This window comes from Lysinibacillus sp. UBA6686 (genome assembly GCF_002455205.1).
In the GTDB taxonomy this organism is placed as follows: Bacteria; Bacillota; Bacilli; order Bacillales_A; family Planococcaceae; genus Lysinibacillus; species Lysinibacillus pakistanensis.
Window position 1 is genome coordinate 44,042 of sequence record NZ_DKJS01000007.1, and the last position, 17,645, is coordinate 61,686.

A 17,645-nucleotide genomic window follows, 5' to 3' on the forward strand; every position below is an offset into this window, starting at 1 on the left:
TTTTAAAGAAGCCCCCAAGACTATTTAATCTTGGGGGCTTCTCCTATTAAAAAGCTTGTGATAGCTTTTCAGGTGCTTCATCAAATGGATATTGCTGAATAAAATCGGCTTGAATAGCAAGGCGCTTTGTTCCATTATCAGCGCATGTAATAAGTGTTAAAACAGTTTTATTTGGAATATCATCAATTACATAAACATCTGTCGCAGCAATAACCTTCTTTGTTGTTAAATGATATTCATAAATATTGGTTAAATCTGTTATATAGACTGAATCACCTATGCTTGCTTTATATAGAGGGCTAAATAAAATATCCTTTTCCTCAAAATAATGTCCTGCTAAAGCATAATTTCCTTGTCCAAGGCTTTGATTTGGCTTCATGGTACCTGCTCCAACAGCAAGCGCAGCATTTCCAACTCCTTTGACGATAGGAAGCTGCATATCAACACTTGGTACAGCAATACTACCGATTACAGGCATTTTATTTGCCTTTGTTTGAGCCTTTAACACCTCCGCTATGGATAGCGATTGTACGTCCTCAAATATATAGTCGGCATCAGCCTGATTGTTCTTTTCAATCTTTTCTGCACTGATTTCGGTAGTATTTAATTGATGGCTTAAATGAGCAATAATTGCATTTTGAATGGGGTTGATAAAAATAAGTAAAAAGCCAACGATGAGTATAGAGATGATTAATGGTAGTTTCAGTTTATTCATTTCATATATCACATCCTTGTCTTGAAGATGAAGGTATTGTTCTAGCTAAGGTTTTAAAAACTGGGTAGAGCACTAGATTGCTCTACCCATTCTATTTTTTATTTATCACTAAAACGAACACCTGCAACGCCGTAATGGTTTTTAGACATTTCTTCAATAAAAACAGTTACGTTTTCTGCGGGTGCATTTACTGTACGGGAAACAGCTTCAGTTACTTCTTTCACTAGGGCACGCTTTTGCTCCTCTGTACGACCTTCTAGCATTTTCACTGTTACGTATGGCATAATATTGCCTCCTTTATAGAATAATGTTGTATAGTTAGGTTATCTCCATTCAGTAGAAGACTTCAACGTCTGAAAGGTGGTAAGATGAATGCGGGCATGGTTCCCTTTTTCATGAGTCCCCAAACGCCTACTGAAATAGAGGAACTCAGTCTAAGAACGCCACGTCCTGTGGCAAAGACTGAGTGACCAACGTCATGTTGCTGCCGCTACGTTAGCACTACGCTTTCGCACAAAAACATCTGTTGGTCCAAAGCCTCGGCGGATGTCACGGATTTTGAAAGGAATGAATTGTGAGGGCACAATTCAAAATCCGGACGCAATTTTGCCAAGACAAAATTGATAAGAAAGTTATAACTTCTTACTTAAATTTAGGCATTTGCGCTGTACCAATGTTGCTTTCACTAAGACATCTATGCGCATAATATGCTTTACTTTATAATAGCAGAATGGAGGGTATTAAAGTATGGCAAATGAAGAAAAAGCAAAACAAAAAATGGGCTTTACCATTATCAAAAATGATCCAACAGATGGACATAAAGGATTTGGCATTGGCTCGCTTTCGCTAGAAAACGTATCGCCTGTCATTCTTGACATAGAAGAGGGGACAGCATCCGTTGAAATCGGGGCTATGCATGCACGTAGTGATGTGGAGCGAGGTATCAAATTTACAACAGATCGTGCGGATTCCGAAGGTGGTAAACCGTATTGGCTAGTATGGGTGACGATTGATCATAAAGAAGACGGACCGTATTATGCAGGTGTAACTGCATGTGAAATGGTGATTAACCGTGAAAAACGCCGTGGCTATAAAATTTTAGCTGATCATGTTAATAAAATGGATAAATCAATGAAGCGCCATATTATTGTGAATCATATGGATGCACCTTCCAAAAAAGTGTTAGCTTCCTTCCTAGAAGGACTTAATCCGGACCTTTGGGCACGTAGTGAGGAGCAACTGCGTCAAGACTTATTTGCATAATAGACCAACAATGATTGAACAATCTGTGACATTTTGCAATCGCTTTCGATATAAGGTTGAAAGTGGGTTTGAAACAAAGTAAACTTGATGCAGAGCTTACATTTTAGTAAGCTAGGACACTTGGTTCCGCGAATAGTGATGAGCGCTATGCGGCATTTGAACAACCCAAACCCAAGCCAAATGCCCCATGATGCTCATCCATTTCGCGAACCATAAAAATAAGAAAAGCTTTCTGTTCCCACGGACACGTCTCCGGGGAAGAGAAAGCTTTTCTTTTTCGTATATGTCTAAATTACTTTGTCGAGAGCCTTCATTGATTAGAACGTTTAGGAACATAGAAGGTTCCCGATGTCCGCTAATTTTTAAAAATGGAGAACGGGAGCATATTCCAGAATTCTCCCCATGTATTAGTATCGAGAATATCGAAATTTGTGCATTTTTCAGTAGGTACATCCTTTGCATCTAAATATACGAGCCGTTGTTTAGGACATGCATCAGTAGCAAGCTTACCAGTTTCAATATCGACTACTACACCTTTCACATTTTTAGGTTTTACGAAATCTTCGTTCTTTGTGCCTTTATTAACACTCTCCATAAAATCAATCCATATTTTCTTTGTAGCAGCAGTATCTTCTTTTGTTGTTAGGTTTTTACCTTGATCATAGCCATTCCAGACACCAGCAGTTAAGCTAGGTGTAAATCCAATAAGCCATTGATCGCTATTTGTAGAGCCTGATTTTGCAGCATACGTATGTGTCATACGAGAGCGAATACTTATTCCAGTAGCAGGAGAGTAGTCGCTAAAGACAGGATCGAATATACCTGTCATCATTTCTGTTAAAATATACGTATTTTCTTTGGAGAGCGCTGTTTCAGACTTAGCATTTACCTCTTTATTTTCATAGATGACGTCACCATGAGCATTTTTAATTGAAATAATAGTAGTTGGTAATGTTTTTTGTCCTTGCGATGCCAGAATATTATAGGCATTTGTCATTTCATATAAAGTGGTTTCCGCTGTTCCGAGTGCAATCGATAAGTTGTCCTTTGCACCGATATTGACGTTGAAGCGGTTAGCCATATCGTGAAATGGTTTAAATCCTATTTCCTCTAATGTTTTCACGGCATAGATATTATCAGAGATTGCGATAGCCTGTGCCATCGACATATCATGAGTTGCAAACTCACCATTAACATTTTTAGGGGAATAGGTTCCTCGCCCATTATCATAAGTAAAGGTTGTTTCACCTACATCCAAAAATGTTAATGGATTATAGCCATTCTCTAAGGCAGCTGCATATAAAATAGGTTTAATAGTTGAACCTGGCTGACGTTTTGCCTGTGTAACCCTATTAAATGAGCTAGCTGCATAATCACGACCTCCAACTAGTGCCGTAACAGCACCAGTTTTGGATTCCATGCTGACAAATGAGGCTTGTAGATCATTTGCTGGCATATTCTTAGCTACAGCTTCCTCTGCGGCCTTTTGATGTCCGGGATCCAAAGTTGTTTGAATCGTCCAACCACCTTCACTAATATCAAGATTTTTGGACTTCAGAATATCGCTAGCCTCTTGCCATGCTACATCAAGAAAATATGGAGCAACGGATTTTGTTGCTACCCAGCTATCATTTTTTAGAACAAGCTGTTCACTTTCTGCACGTGTTTTTTCATCTTGTGTAATAGCGCCTTGATCTGCCATTAGTTTTAAAATAACATGCTGGCGATTTGTTGCTTTTTCTAAATTCGCAATAGGAGAATAGATGCTTGGCCCTTTAGGTACTCCTGTTAGCATTGCTGCCTCTGCTAAAGTTAAATCACTTGCAGATTTACCAAAATAAAAGCGACTAGCTGCTTCCACGCCGTACATACCGTGTCCGTAATAGACAGTATTTAAGTAGCCCTCCAATATTTCATCCTTATCATAAAAAACTTCTAATCTATAAGCATACAGTGCCTCGTTTAATTTTCGCGTCCAAGACTTTTCATGTGAAAGATATAGATTGCGAGCATATTGTTGTGTAATTGTACTAGCTCCTTGAACCTTACTGCCAGCTTTAAGATCGATTAGCACTGCACCAGCGATTCGTGAAAAATCAAAACCGCTATGCTTATAAAAATCTTTATCCTCAACAGAAACGACTGCCTTTTTTAAATACGGTGACATTTCATCAAGACTAACCCAATAGCGTCGTTCATTCGTAAAGTGATCCCCAATTTGGTTCTCATTTTCATCTAAGAAAATAGAGGCCTTTGGTACGGTTAAAGGGGGAGCTCCAGCTACTTGCACATAAACGCGTAGAGCTATGAATGCTACTACAATTGCAGATGTAAAGGCGATAAAAAGGGTCAATGTTTTACGTGTACGCTTCGCACGTTTTTGTTTACGTTGATAGCTTTTTCTCTTCATCCGACTTCACCTCGTTTTCTCACACTTAGCCTTAGTATGTGTCTGAACATTTATCTTTAATCGAAATTCTAGGTAAAAACTATTGCACTTTATTCAAAAACATCTATACTTTTTTTGTACTGTTTGAAATGTTAGCATTCGACAAGAGAAGTACACTTTGTAGATTTTAATCGAATTTTGCTAGACGTTCCAATAAAGTATACGAGGATTGCCGGATAGAGGTTTCATTACAATCCTGTAAGCCCTTTAAGAGCAGTGACAAATCAATTTCTCAATGGCGTAATTGTAGCTGTCACGCAGATAAACAATGTTTTGGATTTTGAAAGGTGTCTAGACCTGTTCAAGGGTTGACACGGTGCTGATCCTAGAGGCTTATCTTCATTCCGTTGATGTGAGACATCCGTGAAAGGGGATCCTTTCTAAATGAAGATAGAAATGAATGAAATTGAGATAATATCTAAAAAAAGTGGAGGGTAAGTAGATGAGATTTGATGAGGCTTATTCAGGAAATGTTTTTATAAAAAGTTATCCTACCTATGAGGATGCACAGGCAGTCATTTATGGGATGCCAATGGATTGGACAGTAAGTTATCGTCCAGGATCACGTTTTGGTCCACAGCGTATTCGCGAAGTATCGATTGGTTTAGAGGAATACAGCCCATATTTAGACCGTGAGTTAGATGAGGTAAAATATTTTGATGCAGGTGATATCCCACTTCCATTCGGCAATGCGCAGCGTTCATTAGATGAAATTGAAAAGTTTATTGAAAAGCTATTAGCAGACGGTAAGATTCCGGTTGGTATGGGTGGAGAGCATTTAGTGTCTTGGCCTGTGATGAAGGCTGTTTCTGCAAAATATGCTGACCTAGCTATTATCCATTTCGATGCACATACAGATTTACGTGTAGAATATGAAGGAGAGCCACTTTCTCACTCAACGCCTATTCGTAAAATTGCTGAGCATATTGGTCCAAAAAATGTCTATTCATTTGGAATTCGTTCCGGTATGAAGGAAGAGTTTGAATGGGCAAAGGAAAACGGCATGCATATTTCAAAATTTGAAGTATTAGAGCCGTTAAAAGAGGTATTACCTTCTTTAGTAGGTCGTAATGTTTACGTAACGATTGATATTGATGTTCTAGATCCTGCACATGCACCAGGCACTGGTACTGTAGATTGTGGAGGAATTACTTCGAAAGAATTATTAGCGTCAATTCATGCGATAGCAGCAAGTGGTGTCAATGTTGTTGGCTTTGACCTAGTTGAAGTTGCACCAATCTATGATTCATCAGAAATGACAGCAAACACAGCTTCTAAATTGCTAAGAGAAATGATTCTAGGCTGGGTAAAATAAGACCAGAAACACTAAATAATACATTCTGCGACGAAAGTGAAACGTCAGTCGCAAACACAGCTTCTAAATTGCTAAGAGAAATGATTCTAGGCTGGGTAAAATAATACGGGCTTTGTATATGTTGATATAAAGCGGTTTGAGTGAGGTTTAGCTTGTGCTAGCCCTACTTTTAGCCCCAATTGCCTTTAAACTCTCGCTAAATACGGATACAGTTTGTGCCTCCATCTCTTATAGAATGTGGCCATAAACTGTATGGATCATCTCTGGAGTATTTCCTAATCGTTCGGCAATCGCCTTGACAGGAATACCGTTATTCATAAGAATGGTGGCATGTGTACCTTAAACCATGTATCGTGTCGCTGGCAGTCCTACAACAACTACAAAGCGGTTAAATATTGCGTTTAACCCTGTGGAAACAAAAGGCTCTGCAGTGAGTGGAGATAGAAAAATAAATGAATCATCTTTTGATATCAATATGCTACTTGCGACCGTGTGAAATTTGTGTGGATATTCTTCTTTTTTCTAATCTGAGTATGTTTGGAATTTCAACAACTGAGTCTTACACGCTCCTAAAGTATCTGGGAACGGAGAACTTTATTGCATAGGCAGTTAAAGACGGTATTATTTGGGAATTACACTTTAAGGATTTACAGAATGATACAATAACGACTGACCGTTTAATTAGTCTGTGCATCCCCATTCAGCAAAGACGTAATAAGTAAACAAAATGAGGACCAGCAAGCTATATTTTTAGCTGAGCTGGTCTTTTATTATTTTGAATATAATACTAGTATTGACAATTTTGTGAAATATATTATTTAACTATAAAATCAAAGTTGAATAAAAATTTCAAGTGTTTTAGTGATAAGTTCACAAAAAACATTACTTTCCTATTAAAAAAAATTGAGTACACAAAAAAAATGGCGGTATACGTGGCGTGATTTGGCGCGTTTTATAAAAAAGTAACTAATATACCGTCGATAAATGGCGTTATAACCGCCATTTATTGGCGTGAAAATCCAATTGAAAATCTATTTTTAGGAATGATAGGATAATAGTAACTCGAGGGTGTTTTTATGCTATAGCAATTAAAATATCAGTAATACAACAGTTAAACAAAAGGAGAATAAACAATGAAAAAATTTCTTTCACTTGCTGCAGGTACAGCACTAGCTCTTTCAATATTTGCGGGAGGAGAAAAAGCTTCAGCATCTTCTGAAGCAGAAAATAATTCAATGCAATCAGACTCATTTGAAGAGTATGTATTAGAATTACTTCGAGTGGACTATCCGAATGCACAAATTATAACTCCCGAGGAAAGTAAACAACAATTAACAAGCTTTTCAGGTGTTATGCCTTTCGCCTCAGCACCACCATTGACTTATTTAGAAGTTTATTCAGCCTGGTCTTCTAACTATGGAAAAGACGAGTATTTTAGTGCAAATCAGTTATCTTCAAATATAGATCACGGTGGAGAAAAAATGTACATAGTGACAAAAGAAATTGGATACGGACATGTTCGAAATGCAAAGTTAGATGGGGAAAAATTAAAGCAAATTGAACAAATAGATTTCGACATTAATGGTGATAGAATTGTTGATGGAGTTTATGCTAAATGGGATGCTAGTGGATACGAGGGTGGAAAATTTACTGTTAGTAATATTTCTTCAAATTATCCTTGGAATACAATGTCTGACACTATAAACATTAAATAAAATTATTACTTATATAAATGGATAGATGATAAACGACGATGACCAAGATAGCTTAATTGCTGTCTTGGTCTTTATCTTTTAATAATTTTATATCAAGTTCCACCTGTCTTGTATCTAACAGTAATGAAATAATCATGATCGTTGATAATTGTAAAAAAAGAGAGATTGCTTAGAAATTTCTTTTTAGATTTTATTGCCCTTATTAAACTTTCTTGTCCATCATTATCTTTGAAAATATACTCTGATAAAATATCTGAAATTCTATATGATAAATAATCATTGCTTATCCAATCATCAGGATGTATACGCCATGTCTACCCTAATAAATTGGACAGCGTTTCGATATTTTGTAAAGTTCTATTAAGGGTTCGTTGACCAAAGCCCAGCATGTTTTAATACAACGCGTGGATGAAGTTTTAGCTGTGCAACCATTAAATCTGCTAAATCTTCTGCTTGCATCACTTTTTCTGGATTACCGTCTGTTAAGTTAAGCCCAACTGCCATATCCGTAGCAACTGTACTTGGCGTCAATGTTGTAACGCGAATATTTTTCTTTCGCACTTCAAGCATTAATGATTCACTTAGTCCGATAACCGCAGCTTTTGAAGCCGAGTATGCGCTTGTAATTGGAGCCCCTTTTTGACCTGCTGTTGATGAGATATTAATGATGTCACCAGTATTGCGCTCTATCATCTCCGGTAAGACAGCGCGTGTTGTGTAGTACACACCTTTTACGTTAACATCAATAATATTTGTCCATTCTTCAGGTGTTAAGTCCATGAAGTTACCGAATTTTGAAATGCCAGCGTTGTTTACTAAAATGTCGATGGCGCCAAGCTCTCCGCGAATAGATTCAACGGCTGCGGTGATAGAGTCTAAATCCGCTACATTGGCCGCGGCGATTGCTACCTTCACTTCATACTGTTTAAGTTCCTCCGCTACTTGTTGTAAATTTTCAAGAGTACGTCCAACAAGACCTACGTGAATACCTTCTTGTGCAAAAGCTACTGCTGTTGCACGTCCGATTCCACGTCCAGCTCCTGTAATTAACGCCACTTTTCCTGCAATTGTTTGCATGTTTTTCTCTCCTTCGGTTGAGATAATTTTATTTAGACGAAAAAATAGATTATGATTTGTCTTTAAGACTATCCTCATTTTACTACGGTTTTATACATTGGGAAGAGTGCACTTTTTGGTGCGGAGGTTACTAAAAGTTACTTATATGAAAAGGGAGTTAGCTCTATGTCAGATAAATTAAGAGAAGAAATAAAAGAAAGAATAGTAAATAACGATTACCATTGTGAAAAAGAACTTACCTTATCGATTATTAGTGGGAAATGGAAAGTTGTTATTTTGTGGCATTTAGGTGTAGAAGGACCTCATCGCTTCAGTGAGCTTCAAAGACTTTTTCCGAAAATATCTCATAAGATATTAACAAACCAATTACGTGAACTGATGGAAGATGGGATTGTTCATCGAGAAGTGTTTCCAGAAGTTCCTCCAAAAGTCGAATATTCCATGACTGAACTAGGGATGACGTTATTACCGATCGTTGAGATTATGTATGAATGGGGAAAAAAGAGAATCGATCAAATTAAACGAGAAAGCAATAATGGGGTCATTTAGGATAATTTAAATTATCAGTGCTGTTCTTAAACAATTTTATTATAGCTGATAGATGGGTGCTTTATTTCTATACACAAACCGATTAAGATGGTAGAACTTTCCGCAACTTTTATCGTCTTTTTGTAAAAGGGGTGAGCTTATGGGAGTTTGGTATTTCTTAATCTTATTTGTAGGGCTGTTTTTCGTATTTAAAGGACTATTTATGAAAAAGCAATCTTTGTTAATAAAGAAAATTAGTATTGTATTTGTAGGATTATTATGCATTTCATTCTCAATATTTATGTTTTCACCAGGAAGTGCAGAAATAATTTCTGATTTGCTAAATTTGGAATAAAGAATTATGTTAATAGAACAAATGTGGGGCTAAAAGTGGGGAAGTGTAGGGAGCTTACTTTTAGCCCCACTTGCTTTTTCATTCCAACCATCCATAGCTATAGGGAGTTTACGGACTTTCTTGGGAAAACAAGGCTCATTTACAAAGTGAGCTTTTTTATTTATTTGGAAATTTTTGAATACCTTATTGACATTGGAAGGAAAATATTGTTACATTATAGGTAACAGACGTTACCTATTGGGAGGGGGCAAATTTTTTTGGCACCAAAAGAACGGTTTACAGAGGGAATTTTATTGGATTGTGCTTTTGAAATGGCTAGAAAAAGTGGCATTGATAGTATTAATGCAAGGGATTTAGCAAAAGAGTTAGGTTGTTCGACAAAGCCTATCTTTCGATTATTCTCGAGTATGGACGATTTGAAGTACGCAATCTATGAAAGGGCTAACAGTCTTTATAATGAAAGAATGTTTCGGGGCTTACAAGAAAGTTCTTTTTTAGGAATGGGGTTAGCCTATATTAATTTTGCTCGCGACGAAAAAAAGCTATTTGAGCTGTTATTCCTATCCAATAAATATAAAATCTCAAGCTTTTCAGAGTTAATAAATGATGTAGAAAACCAAGGGATTGTAGCGCTAATTTCTAAATTAACTGGATTAACTCAAACCTCTGCTAAATCTCTATTTATAGATATATGGTTAACTACGCATGGTATTGCAACTATGTGTGCGACGAATACTTGCGATTTAGATGGCTCGGAAATTGAGGGTATTTTAAAAGAGGTTTTTGAAGGCGTTAAACAAAAATTGTTCGATGGAGAGAATAAATGAAAATGAAAAATTATTTATGCAATAATAATTCAAGGAGGTTTTTATGCAAACCGTAATACCTGCTACATCTATGTTTATAATTATAGGGTTGTTCATTTTAATTCGTAGAATCCGTTCTATGTACAAACCAACCAAAGGGAGAGGAGGGCGAATAATTCTTCCTCTTCTATTTTTAACACCTGGATTATCATTTTTTCTAAACGCTTCTGGGCACGTCACATACCTTCAATTATCTATAGCGATTTTTTTAGGAGTGGGTTTTTCTATTCCTCTTATTTTATGGTCAGATTATGAAATACGAAATGATGGTTTAATTTATGCGAAGAAAAGTCCTGCTTTTATAATTACTTTCGCCATTATGATTGCTTTACGTTATTATTTTCGACAACATATTTCGACTATCGAACCAGGTACACTCAATATGCTAATTTTCTTACTAGTTATTTGTTATTTAATTCCTTGGAGAATAGCTTGCTACATAAAGTATAAAAAGGTTCTTAAACTAAAAAATACAGTCAGTTTGTAGAACTTCGTATATCTCTAACACCCTCCAAAATGAAACAAGAAGTATAAGTTTGTGAATAAATACACTTAAACAAACGGGTGCATTACTTGAAGATCATAGAGTTGCATATGCAGCTCTTTTTTCTTATTGAACTAAATGCGCTGGGTAGCGAAAAAGAAATGTTTTTTACGTAGGTTACTAATTCTAAGGAGGTGGTTTGAAAATGAAACTGAGAATGTTGTTTGGTATTTTTCTTATACTTAGTCTGACAGCTTGTTCATCAACCAAACAAACTGAAATAACAGATGAGGTTATCTTCTATGGCGAGGGAGAACATTGGAAGGTAAAATATATTTACAATCCTGAATTGTATGACGAAAAAAAAGTTAATTGGGTTGAAATCGAATGGAAAGATCTAGAACTATCGCATGGGGATTTACATAATATTGACATTAAGTTTGAAGGTAGAGATGGGTTAATTACAGGGAATATTGGAGATATGGTAACAAAAATTAACGGGAGCGTTATTTCATTTTTAGTTGGTACTGTTAATAATGAAACATATAAAGAGGATGAATATAAAATCAAAATAAAATTCAATGATGAACAAGATGTTATAAGATTGCAGTTATTGAACTAACGAGGACTTTAGTTAAATATTCGATTTACGAAATACCAAACATAAAAACAGAGCTGATTCTACACATTTTGTAGATTAACTTTATTTTTATGTTTTAACAGCAACAATATTTTAGAAAACAGCCTTAACAAAAGAGGAAGGCACCACCTTAGATTATTATTACGAATAACATCAAAAGCGGTTGATCATTAATTTGAGTAGATGCTTTTTAGTTCTCATATAAAGATGAACTACCTTATGTTTTACAGCATGAATTGAATTGTAATAATTTGTGGAGATGGGAATCAGCTTGGATATACTTGACTTCTATCTTGAAAAAACAGGAGGATTCATCCTATAATAAAAAGGTTATAGGAAAAACAATATAAGGGAGCATCCATAATGACGAATGAAGCAAGATCGCAGGTGAACATTAAGCTCATTTCGACGATTCGTCCGATTGATGGAGAATCCGAAAGTCAGGAAATGTTGCTGACAGGACAACTTTTGGAAAAGGCCGGAAGCTTGTATTTAAAATATGAAGAAGTGCTGGATGATAAAATTATCCACACGACAATGAAACTAGGCAATGAACGTGCTCTTATTATGCGAGCGGGAGCAGTAAATATGCGGCTTCCACTTAATATAATGGAACAACAGACTGGTCATTATGATAGTGAATTTGGTTCAATGCCACTTGTCATCCATACAAAAAAAATGACGTTTTCAAAACAGGCAGTAAGCGGAGATTTCCGTGTACAGTACGATTTACTAATGGGTGGGCAATCCGTTGGCAATTATACATTAGATATTACATTTACGGAGGTACAATGATGAACGCTGTAGAACAAGTACAACAGGCCATTAAGACCGCAATTGCGCAGGCTATTGAAAAAGCTGGCTTAGTTGAGGCTGGGACAGATTTAAATATTCACCTTGAAACACCGAAGGATAAGTCAAATGGGGATTATGCAACTAATATTGCAATGCAATTAACGAAATTAGCAAAAAAACCACCCCGTGCAATTGCTGAAGCTATTTTAGAAAATCTTGAAACTGCTGGGACAGATATCGAGAAAATTGATATTGCTGGTCCAGGCTTTATTAATATCACAGTGCGTAAGGATTTCTTAACGGGTGTTGTGAAGGCAGTACTTGAGCAAGGGGCTGATTATGGTCGTTCAAATGCTGGCGCAGGAGAAAAAATCCAGGTTGAGTTTGTATCTGCAAATCCAACAGGTGACCTTCATTTAGGACATGCACGTGGAGCTTCTGTAGGGGACTCTTTATGTAATGTATTAGATATGGCAGGCTATGATGTATCTCGTGAGTATTATATTAATGATGCAGGTAACCAAATTAATAATTTAGCCTATTCACTAGAAGCTCGTTATAAGCAAGCTTTAGGTCTAGATGCAGAGATGCCTGAGGATGGCTACCATGGTGCTGATATCATTGAAATCGCTGGTAAACTTGCTGGTGAGCATAGTAATACTATTTTATCCAAATCAGACGAGGAACGATTTGCTTTCTTCCGCCAGCATGGTTTAGCTTTAGAATTAGATAAACTAAAAACAGACCTTGCCAACTTCCGAGTAAACTTTGATGTTTGGTATTCTGAAACTTCGCTATATGAAAACGGTAAAATTGAAGTTGCATTAGAGAAATTAAAGGCTAATGGTCATGTATTTGAAGAAGATGGCGCTACATGGTTCCGCTCTACTACATTTGGTGACGATAAGGACCGTGTATTGATTAAAAATGACGGCTCGTTCACATATTTAACGCCAGATATTGCCTACCATGAGGACAAAATTGTTCGTGGCTTCGATAAATTAATCAATATTTGGGGAGCTGACCACCACGGCTATATTCCACGTATGAAAGCAGCTATTCAAGCACTTGGCTATGACCGTGATACGCTTGAGGTTGAAGTTATCCAGATGGTACAGCTTTATAAAAATGGCGAAAAATTTAAAATGTCAAAACGTACAGGGAACGCTGTGACTATGCGTGAACTAGTTGAAGAGGTTGGATTAGATGCAGTTCGTTATTTCTTCGTAAAAACTGCAGGCGATTCTCATATGGACTTTGACCTTGACCTAGCTGTTTCTCAATCAAATGAAAACCCAGTGTATTATGCACAATACGCGCATGCACGTATTTCATCGATTTTACGTTCAGCTAATGAGCAAGGCTTTGCTGCAACAAAAGATCATTTAACGCTATTAACGGCTGAAAAAGAGATTGATTTATTGAAAAAAGTGGGCGATTTCCCGAAAGTGGTAGCTGAAGCTGCGAAGCACCGCACACCACACCGCATCGCAAACTATATTCAAGAAACAGCAGCAGCTTTCCATAGCTTCTATAACGCTGAAAAAGTGTTAGATGCTTCAAATAAAGAACTAACAGAAGCACGTTTGGCCCTTATTACCGCTGTGCGCACAACAATTGCAAACGCGTTACGCTTAATCGGAGTATCCGCTCCAGAAAAAATGTAATAATGTTTTTACCCCCTAGCATGATATTGTGCTGGGGGGTTTTTTTGTGGCTCGGATGGATGGAAGGGTCGAAGTGACGGATAGAATCTCCAAATGGGTTTATTCAACTGCCTTGAGTATTGTTTTTTCTGTTAATTTCGAAAATTTTGTTGAAGTTTACGTTAACGTCAATGGTATACTGATGGAAATTGAGAGGGGGGAGAAGATGAAGACGATTCAAGAAGTGGCAAAGGAGTTTACTGTCTCTACACGAACCATTCGCTATTATGAGGAGCTTGGGCTTCTTCATCCTAGTCGTTCATCTACTAATCAGCGAACCTTTTCAAAAAAAGAGTTAGCCAAGCTTAAACTTATTTTTCGAGGAAAGCGTTATGGATTTTCTCTTGAGGAAATCAAGGAGATGGTTCTGCTATTTGATTTTGATCGTACGGGGATTCAGCAATTAGAGCGAACAGTCGAATATGGGGAACAAAAAATACAAGAAATTGATAGTAAAATAACAGAGCTTGTACAAATGAAGATGGAATTACAGCAATTACATGACAAATTTAGTGAAAAATTAGCGATTTTAAAGGGAGAGATGCACGGTGAATAGTTCAAATTTATTAGCACGGAATGCCCGAAAGTATCCAACAACTGAAGCAGTGATTTGTCATGGTCGACGTGTGACCTATCGCGATTTAGATGAGCAAGTGACAAGACTTAGTCATGCTTTGCTTGAGAGGGGTGTTCGGCAAGGAGATAAGGTCATCATTTTTATGCCAAATGTTGTAGAGTTTGTTGTTAGCTATTTTGCGATTCAACGTATTGGGGCAATTGTTGTTCCAGTCAATGCGAAATTTACCTTACAAGAGGTAGAGTTTGTGGCACAGCATGCAGAGGCTACAGCTATTCTTGTACATGAAGCTATTTTTCATGCAGTCGAAAATATTTCGATCATACCAATGAAAATTAAAACGGGTCAAGAGACAGCTGGTTGGTTAAGCTTTGAAGCATTAATTCAAAGTGCCAGCTCACAAACAATTGATTGTCAGCTCAATGAGGATGACGCTTCGACAATTTTATATACCTCAGGGACAACAGGAAAACCAAAAGGTGTGTTATTTAGCTATCGTAATATTTTAACCGTAGCACAAATGATTGCTGTCGAGATGGAGGTAAAGCCCGAAAGCCGCATCCTTCTAATGATGCCGTTAACGCATTCAGCTCCTTTGCATTTATTTTTAATGGCGGGAATGCTTGTTGGCTCGACACATGTATTAACCTCAACATTTACACCCGATTTGTTCTTGGATTCAATAGAACAGGAGAAGACAACGCATTTCTTTGGCGCACCAGTTGCCTATTTGTTAACAGCTCAAATGCCGAGATTACAAACTGCTGATTTATCCTCTATGAAGTGGTGGGTATATGGTGGTGCACCATTATCACAAAATGAAATCAGTTATATACAAAAAGCTTTCCGTACAAATCATCTAACATGTGTTTATGGATTAACGGAGGCTGGTCCAAGCGGCTCATTATTATTTGGTGAGGAACATAAGACAAAGGCAGGAAGTATAGGAAAACGAGCACCTCTTGGAACGGAGCTACGTATTATTAATGAGGATGGAGAGGATGTACGTGCTGGTGAGGTAGGTGAAATTGTGCTATTTGGAGAGGGCAATATGCTAGGCTACTACAAGGACGACATTGCGACGAAGGCAGCATTTATAAATGGCTGGTTAAAAACTGGTGATTTAGCCCGTGTGGATGAAGATGGGTATATATGGATTGTTGATCGCAAGAAGGATGTGATTATTTCTGGTGGTGTCAATATTTTTCCAAAGGAAATTGAAGATTGTATTGTAAATTTTGAGGGGATTTTTGAGGTAGCGGTTATCGGTGTACCTCATCCACAGTGGGGTGAAACAGTAAAGGCTGTTTATGCTGCCAGAACAGAAATTGATGACAAGGCTCTTCGACATTATTTGGAGCAGCATCTCGCTAAATTTAAAATTCCACGAATTTTTGAGCAAGTGGAAGCGCTTCCGCGGAATGCTTCGGGCAAAATATTAAAACAATCCTTGAAGGGACAAGAGGTGAGATAATTATGAAGGTGTTACAGCAGGAAGAAATGAAAACAACGAACTTTTTTAAAGATAACGATACGCTCCATAGTATTTTAGAAATAATGCTTGATAAAGAATTTGCGGAATATGCAACACGTGAGCTAACAGATTTTGGAGAGCTTTGTGCTGGAGATATTGATAGGAGAGCGAAGCATACAGATAGAGAGGGCGAGCCTCGATTACAACGTTATAATGCTTACGGTGAAGAGGTATCAGAGATTTGGGTCAATGATGGCTACAAAAAAACAATAGAAGAGACGTATAATACAGGGATTGTGGGCTATGTGCATAAAAATATTCCGCAACTAGGAAGAAAGGGTAATTATGTATATAGCTTTGCCCAAGGGTATTTACTATCCCATGCTGAGCCTGGCTTTTATTGTCCTGTTACATTAACAATGGCTACAGCTTATTTACTCGATCACTATGCGAATGATGAGGTAAAGGAACGCTTTTTACCACATGTTTGTGCAACAGGTGATACTGAGCTCTATGAGGGAGCAACCTTTTTAACAGAACGACAAGGTGGCTCGGATGTTGGGGCAAATGCTGTAGAGGCAAGACAGGAAGGCGAGCAGTTCCGTTTATATGGTGAAAAATATTTTGCATCCAATGTAGGCATGTGTGGTGTAGCAATGGTACTGGCGCGACTCCAAGGGGCTTCTGCAGGCTCTAAAGGGCTAACATTATTTGCAGTTGCATGGCGAGCGGAGGATGGTACTGTGAATAACCTTCGTATTCGTCGCTTAAAGGATAAGCTTGGTGTGAAGGCAGTTCCCTCTGGTGAGGTAGAATTTGAAGGTGCACTTGCCTATATTGTAGGTGAGCCGAATAAAGGAATTTATTATATGCTAGAGGCACTTAATCTATCAAGAATTTGCAATGCCGTAGCTTCTTTAGGTATTATGCGACGTGGCTTTTTAGAGGCAAAACATTATGTGACAAATCGTTATGCCTTTGGTAAGCCTTTAACGCAATATCCAATGATTCAGGATACACTAGGAAAATTTGCGGCAAAGCTTCATGTGGAAGTAGCAACAGTTTTTGATCTTATTCAGCTATATGATAAAGTGACAAGTGGTCAGGGCAATCATGAGGATATGATGATGAATCGTTTAAATATAGCCATTATGAAAAAGGAAACAGCCGAGCAAGCGGTGAAATATGCAAGTGAAGCGATTGAATTACATGGTGGAAATGGCTATATTGAAGACTTTGTGACACCTCGCTTACTAAGAGATGCACAGGTGCTTACGGTGTGGGAAGGAACTGCCAATATACTGGCATTAGAGCTGATTCGTTTAGTAGATAAGTTCCAAGCTCATAAGTTGTTTGTACGTATTATGGAGGAACGCTTAGCTAAGGTAGCTAACAGCACTCTAAGCCAATTAGTAGTGGAACAATTAGTACAATTGAAATCGACATTGCATACGTTTAGCTCTTTGGATGAAGCAACGAAAACTTATGAGGCAAAAGCGGTAGCAGAAAAAATGGCGCATATGTATGAAAGCGTTGTAGCTGTGGAATGGGCTCACAGATTCGGTGGTAAATATGAAAAGCTGGCAGATATATATTTAGAGCATACATGGGCATTAAGAGAATTAGGGGCACCGATGAAAACAGTTCAATATTTTGCAGATATTCTTTAACTTCTTTCAGCAGAAG

Annotated in this window: 17 protein-coding genes; 13 read left to right on the plus strand and 4 right to left on the minus strand. The window is 37.5% G+C overall.

From position 1 onward, the window contains the following. Positions 1-46: 46 nt before the first annotated feature. Both B2R82_RS01995 and B2R82_RS02000 read right to left on the minus strand, forming a co-directional pair. Positions 47-715 carry a class A sortase gene (locus tag B2R82_RS01995; protein ID WP_286923269.1) on the minus strand — a complete coding sequence of 223 codons (669 nt, stop codon included), beginning with the start codon at positions 713-715 and terminating at the stop codon, positions 47-49. 98 nt (positions 716-813) lie between these two features. Continuing rightward, positions 814-999 carry a 2-hydroxymuconate tautomerase gene (locus B2R82_RS02000; RefSeq protein ID WP_004231516.1) on the minus strand — a complete coding sequence of 62 codons (186 nt, stop codon included), beginning with the start codon at positions 997-999 and terminating at the stop codon, positions 814-816. Positions 1,000-1,462: 463 nt separating this feature from the next. Between B2R82_RS02000 and B2R82_RS02005 the strand changes: the two genes are divergently transcribed. Further along, complete coding sequence (locus B2R82_RS02005) at positions 1,463-1,978, plus strand: YwhD family protein (RefSeq protein ID WP_286923271.1); 516 nt, start codon at positions 1,463-1,465, stop codon at positions 1,976-1,978. A 355-nt stretch (positions 1,979-2,333) separates the two neighbouring features. Here B2R82_RS02005 and B2R82_RS02010 read toward each other — a convergent pair whose 3' ends face one another. Next, a complete protein-coding gene (locus B2R82_RS02010; RefSeq protein WP_286923272.1) occupies positions 2,334-4,388 on the minus strand; it encodes a transglycosylase domain-containing protein in 2,055 nt (684 codons plus the stop codon). 481 nt (positions 4,389-4,869) lie between these two features. On the opposite strand from B2R82_RS02010, the gene speB reads away from it, so the two are divergent. From speB to B2R82_RS02025, 3 genes are all read left to right on the plus strand, one after another. Continuing rightward, the gene (gene speB, locus B2R82_RS02015) at positions 4,870-5,742 is read left to right on the plus strand and encodes an agmatinase (protein WP_286923273.1); all 873 of its coding nucleotides are present in this window, start codon (positions 4,870-4,872) and stop codon (positions 5,740-5,742) included. 346 nt (positions 5,743-6,088) lie between these two features. Next, the gene (locus B2R82_RS02020; protein WP_286923275.1) at positions 6,089-6,238 is read left to right on the plus strand and encodes a hypothetical protein; all 150 of its coding nucleotides are present in this window, start codon (positions 6,089-6,091) and stop codon (positions 6,236-6,238) included. Positions 6,239-6,875: 637 nt separating this feature from the next. Beyond that, positions 6,876-7,457 (plus strand): DUF4879 domain-containing protein, encoded by a 582-nt coding sequence (locus B2R82_RS02025; RefSeq protein ID WP_286923276.1) that lies wholly within the window; start codon positions 6,876-6,878, stop codon positions 7,455-7,457. Between the two features lie 360 nt (positions 7,458-7,817). Here the strand turns inward: B2R82_RS02025 and B2R82_RS02030 are convergent, their stop codons facing one another. Further along, positions 7,818-8,534 (minus strand): 3-ketoacyl-ACP reductase, encoded by a 717-nt coding sequence (locus B2R82_RS02030; protein WP_286923277.1) that lies wholly within the window; start codon positions 8,532-8,534, stop codon positions 7,818-7,820. Between the two features lie 165 nt (positions 8,535-8,699). Between B2R82_RS02030 and B2R82_RS02035 the strand changes: the two genes are divergently transcribed. The 9 genes from B2R82_RS02035 (at position 8,700) to B2R82_RS02075 (ending at position 17,629) form a co-directional block, all read left to right on the plus strand. Beyond that, positions 8,700-9,083, plus strand: coding sequence for a winged helix-turn-helix transcriptional regulator (locus B2R82_RS02035; RefSeq protein ID WP_286923278.1), 384 nt, complete (start codon positions 8,700-8,702; stop codon positions 9,081-9,083). A 591-nt stretch (positions 9,084-9,674) separates the two neighbouring features. Next, positions 9,675-10,244, plus strand: coding sequence for a TetR/AcrR family transcriptional regulator (locus tag B2R82_RS02040; protein ID WP_286923279.1), 570 nt, complete (start codon positions 9,675-9,677; stop codon positions 10,242-10,244). Positions 10,245-10,287: 43 nt separating this feature from the next. Continuing rightward, positions 10,288-10,770, plus strand: coding sequence for a CcdC family protein (locus B2R82_RS02045; RefSeq protein WP_283870692.1), 483 nt, complete (start codon positions 10,288-10,290; stop codon positions 10,768-10,770). Between the two features lie 202 nt (positions 10,771-10,972). Continuing rightward, a complete protein-coding gene (locus B2R82_RS02050; protein ID WP_286923280.1) occupies positions 10,973-11,389 on the plus strand; it encodes a hypothetical protein in 417 nt (138 codons plus the stop codon). Positions 11,390-11,770: 381 nt separating this feature from the next. Further along, positions 11,771-12,202, plus strand: a complete 432-nt coding sequence (locus tag B2R82_RS02055; RefSeq protein WP_286923281.1) for a DUF1934 domain-containing protein — start codon at positions 11,771-11,773, stop codon at positions 12,200-12,202. Then, the gene (gene argS / locus B2R82_RS02060) at positions 12,202-13,869 is read left to right on the plus strand and encodes an arginine--tRNA ligase (RefSeq protein WP_286923282.1); all 1,668 of its coding nucleotides are present in this window, start codon (positions 12,202-12,204) and stop codon (positions 13,867-13,869) included. The genes B2R82_RS02055 and argS overlap by 1 nt, the downstream gene beginning before the upstream one ends. Positions 13,870-14,074: 205 nt before the next feature. Continuing rightward, positions 14,075-14,464 carry a MerR family transcriptional regulator gene (locus B2R82_RS02065; RefSeq protein ID WP_286923283.1) on the plus strand — a complete coding sequence of 130 codons (390 nt, stop codon included), beginning with the start codon at positions 14,075-14,077 and terminating at the stop codon, positions 14,462-14,464. Beyond that, complete coding sequence (locus B2R82_RS02070; RefSeq protein ID WP_286923284.1) at positions 14,457-15,959, plus strand: class I adenylate-forming enzyme family protein; 1,503 nt, start codon at positions 14,457-14,459, stop codon at positions 15,957-15,959. The genes B2R82_RS02065 and B2R82_RS02070 overlap by 8 nt, the downstream gene beginning before the upstream one ends. Before the next feature lie 2 nt (positions 15,960-15,961). Next, positions 15,962-17,629: an acyl-CoA dehydrogenase family protein gene (locus tag B2R82_RS02075; RefSeq protein ID WP_286923285.1), complete on the plus strand. Its 1,668-nt coding sequence runs from the start codon at positions 15,962-15,964 to the stop codon at positions 17,627-17,629. The last annotated feature ends 16 nt before the right edge of the window (positions 17,630-17,645 follow it).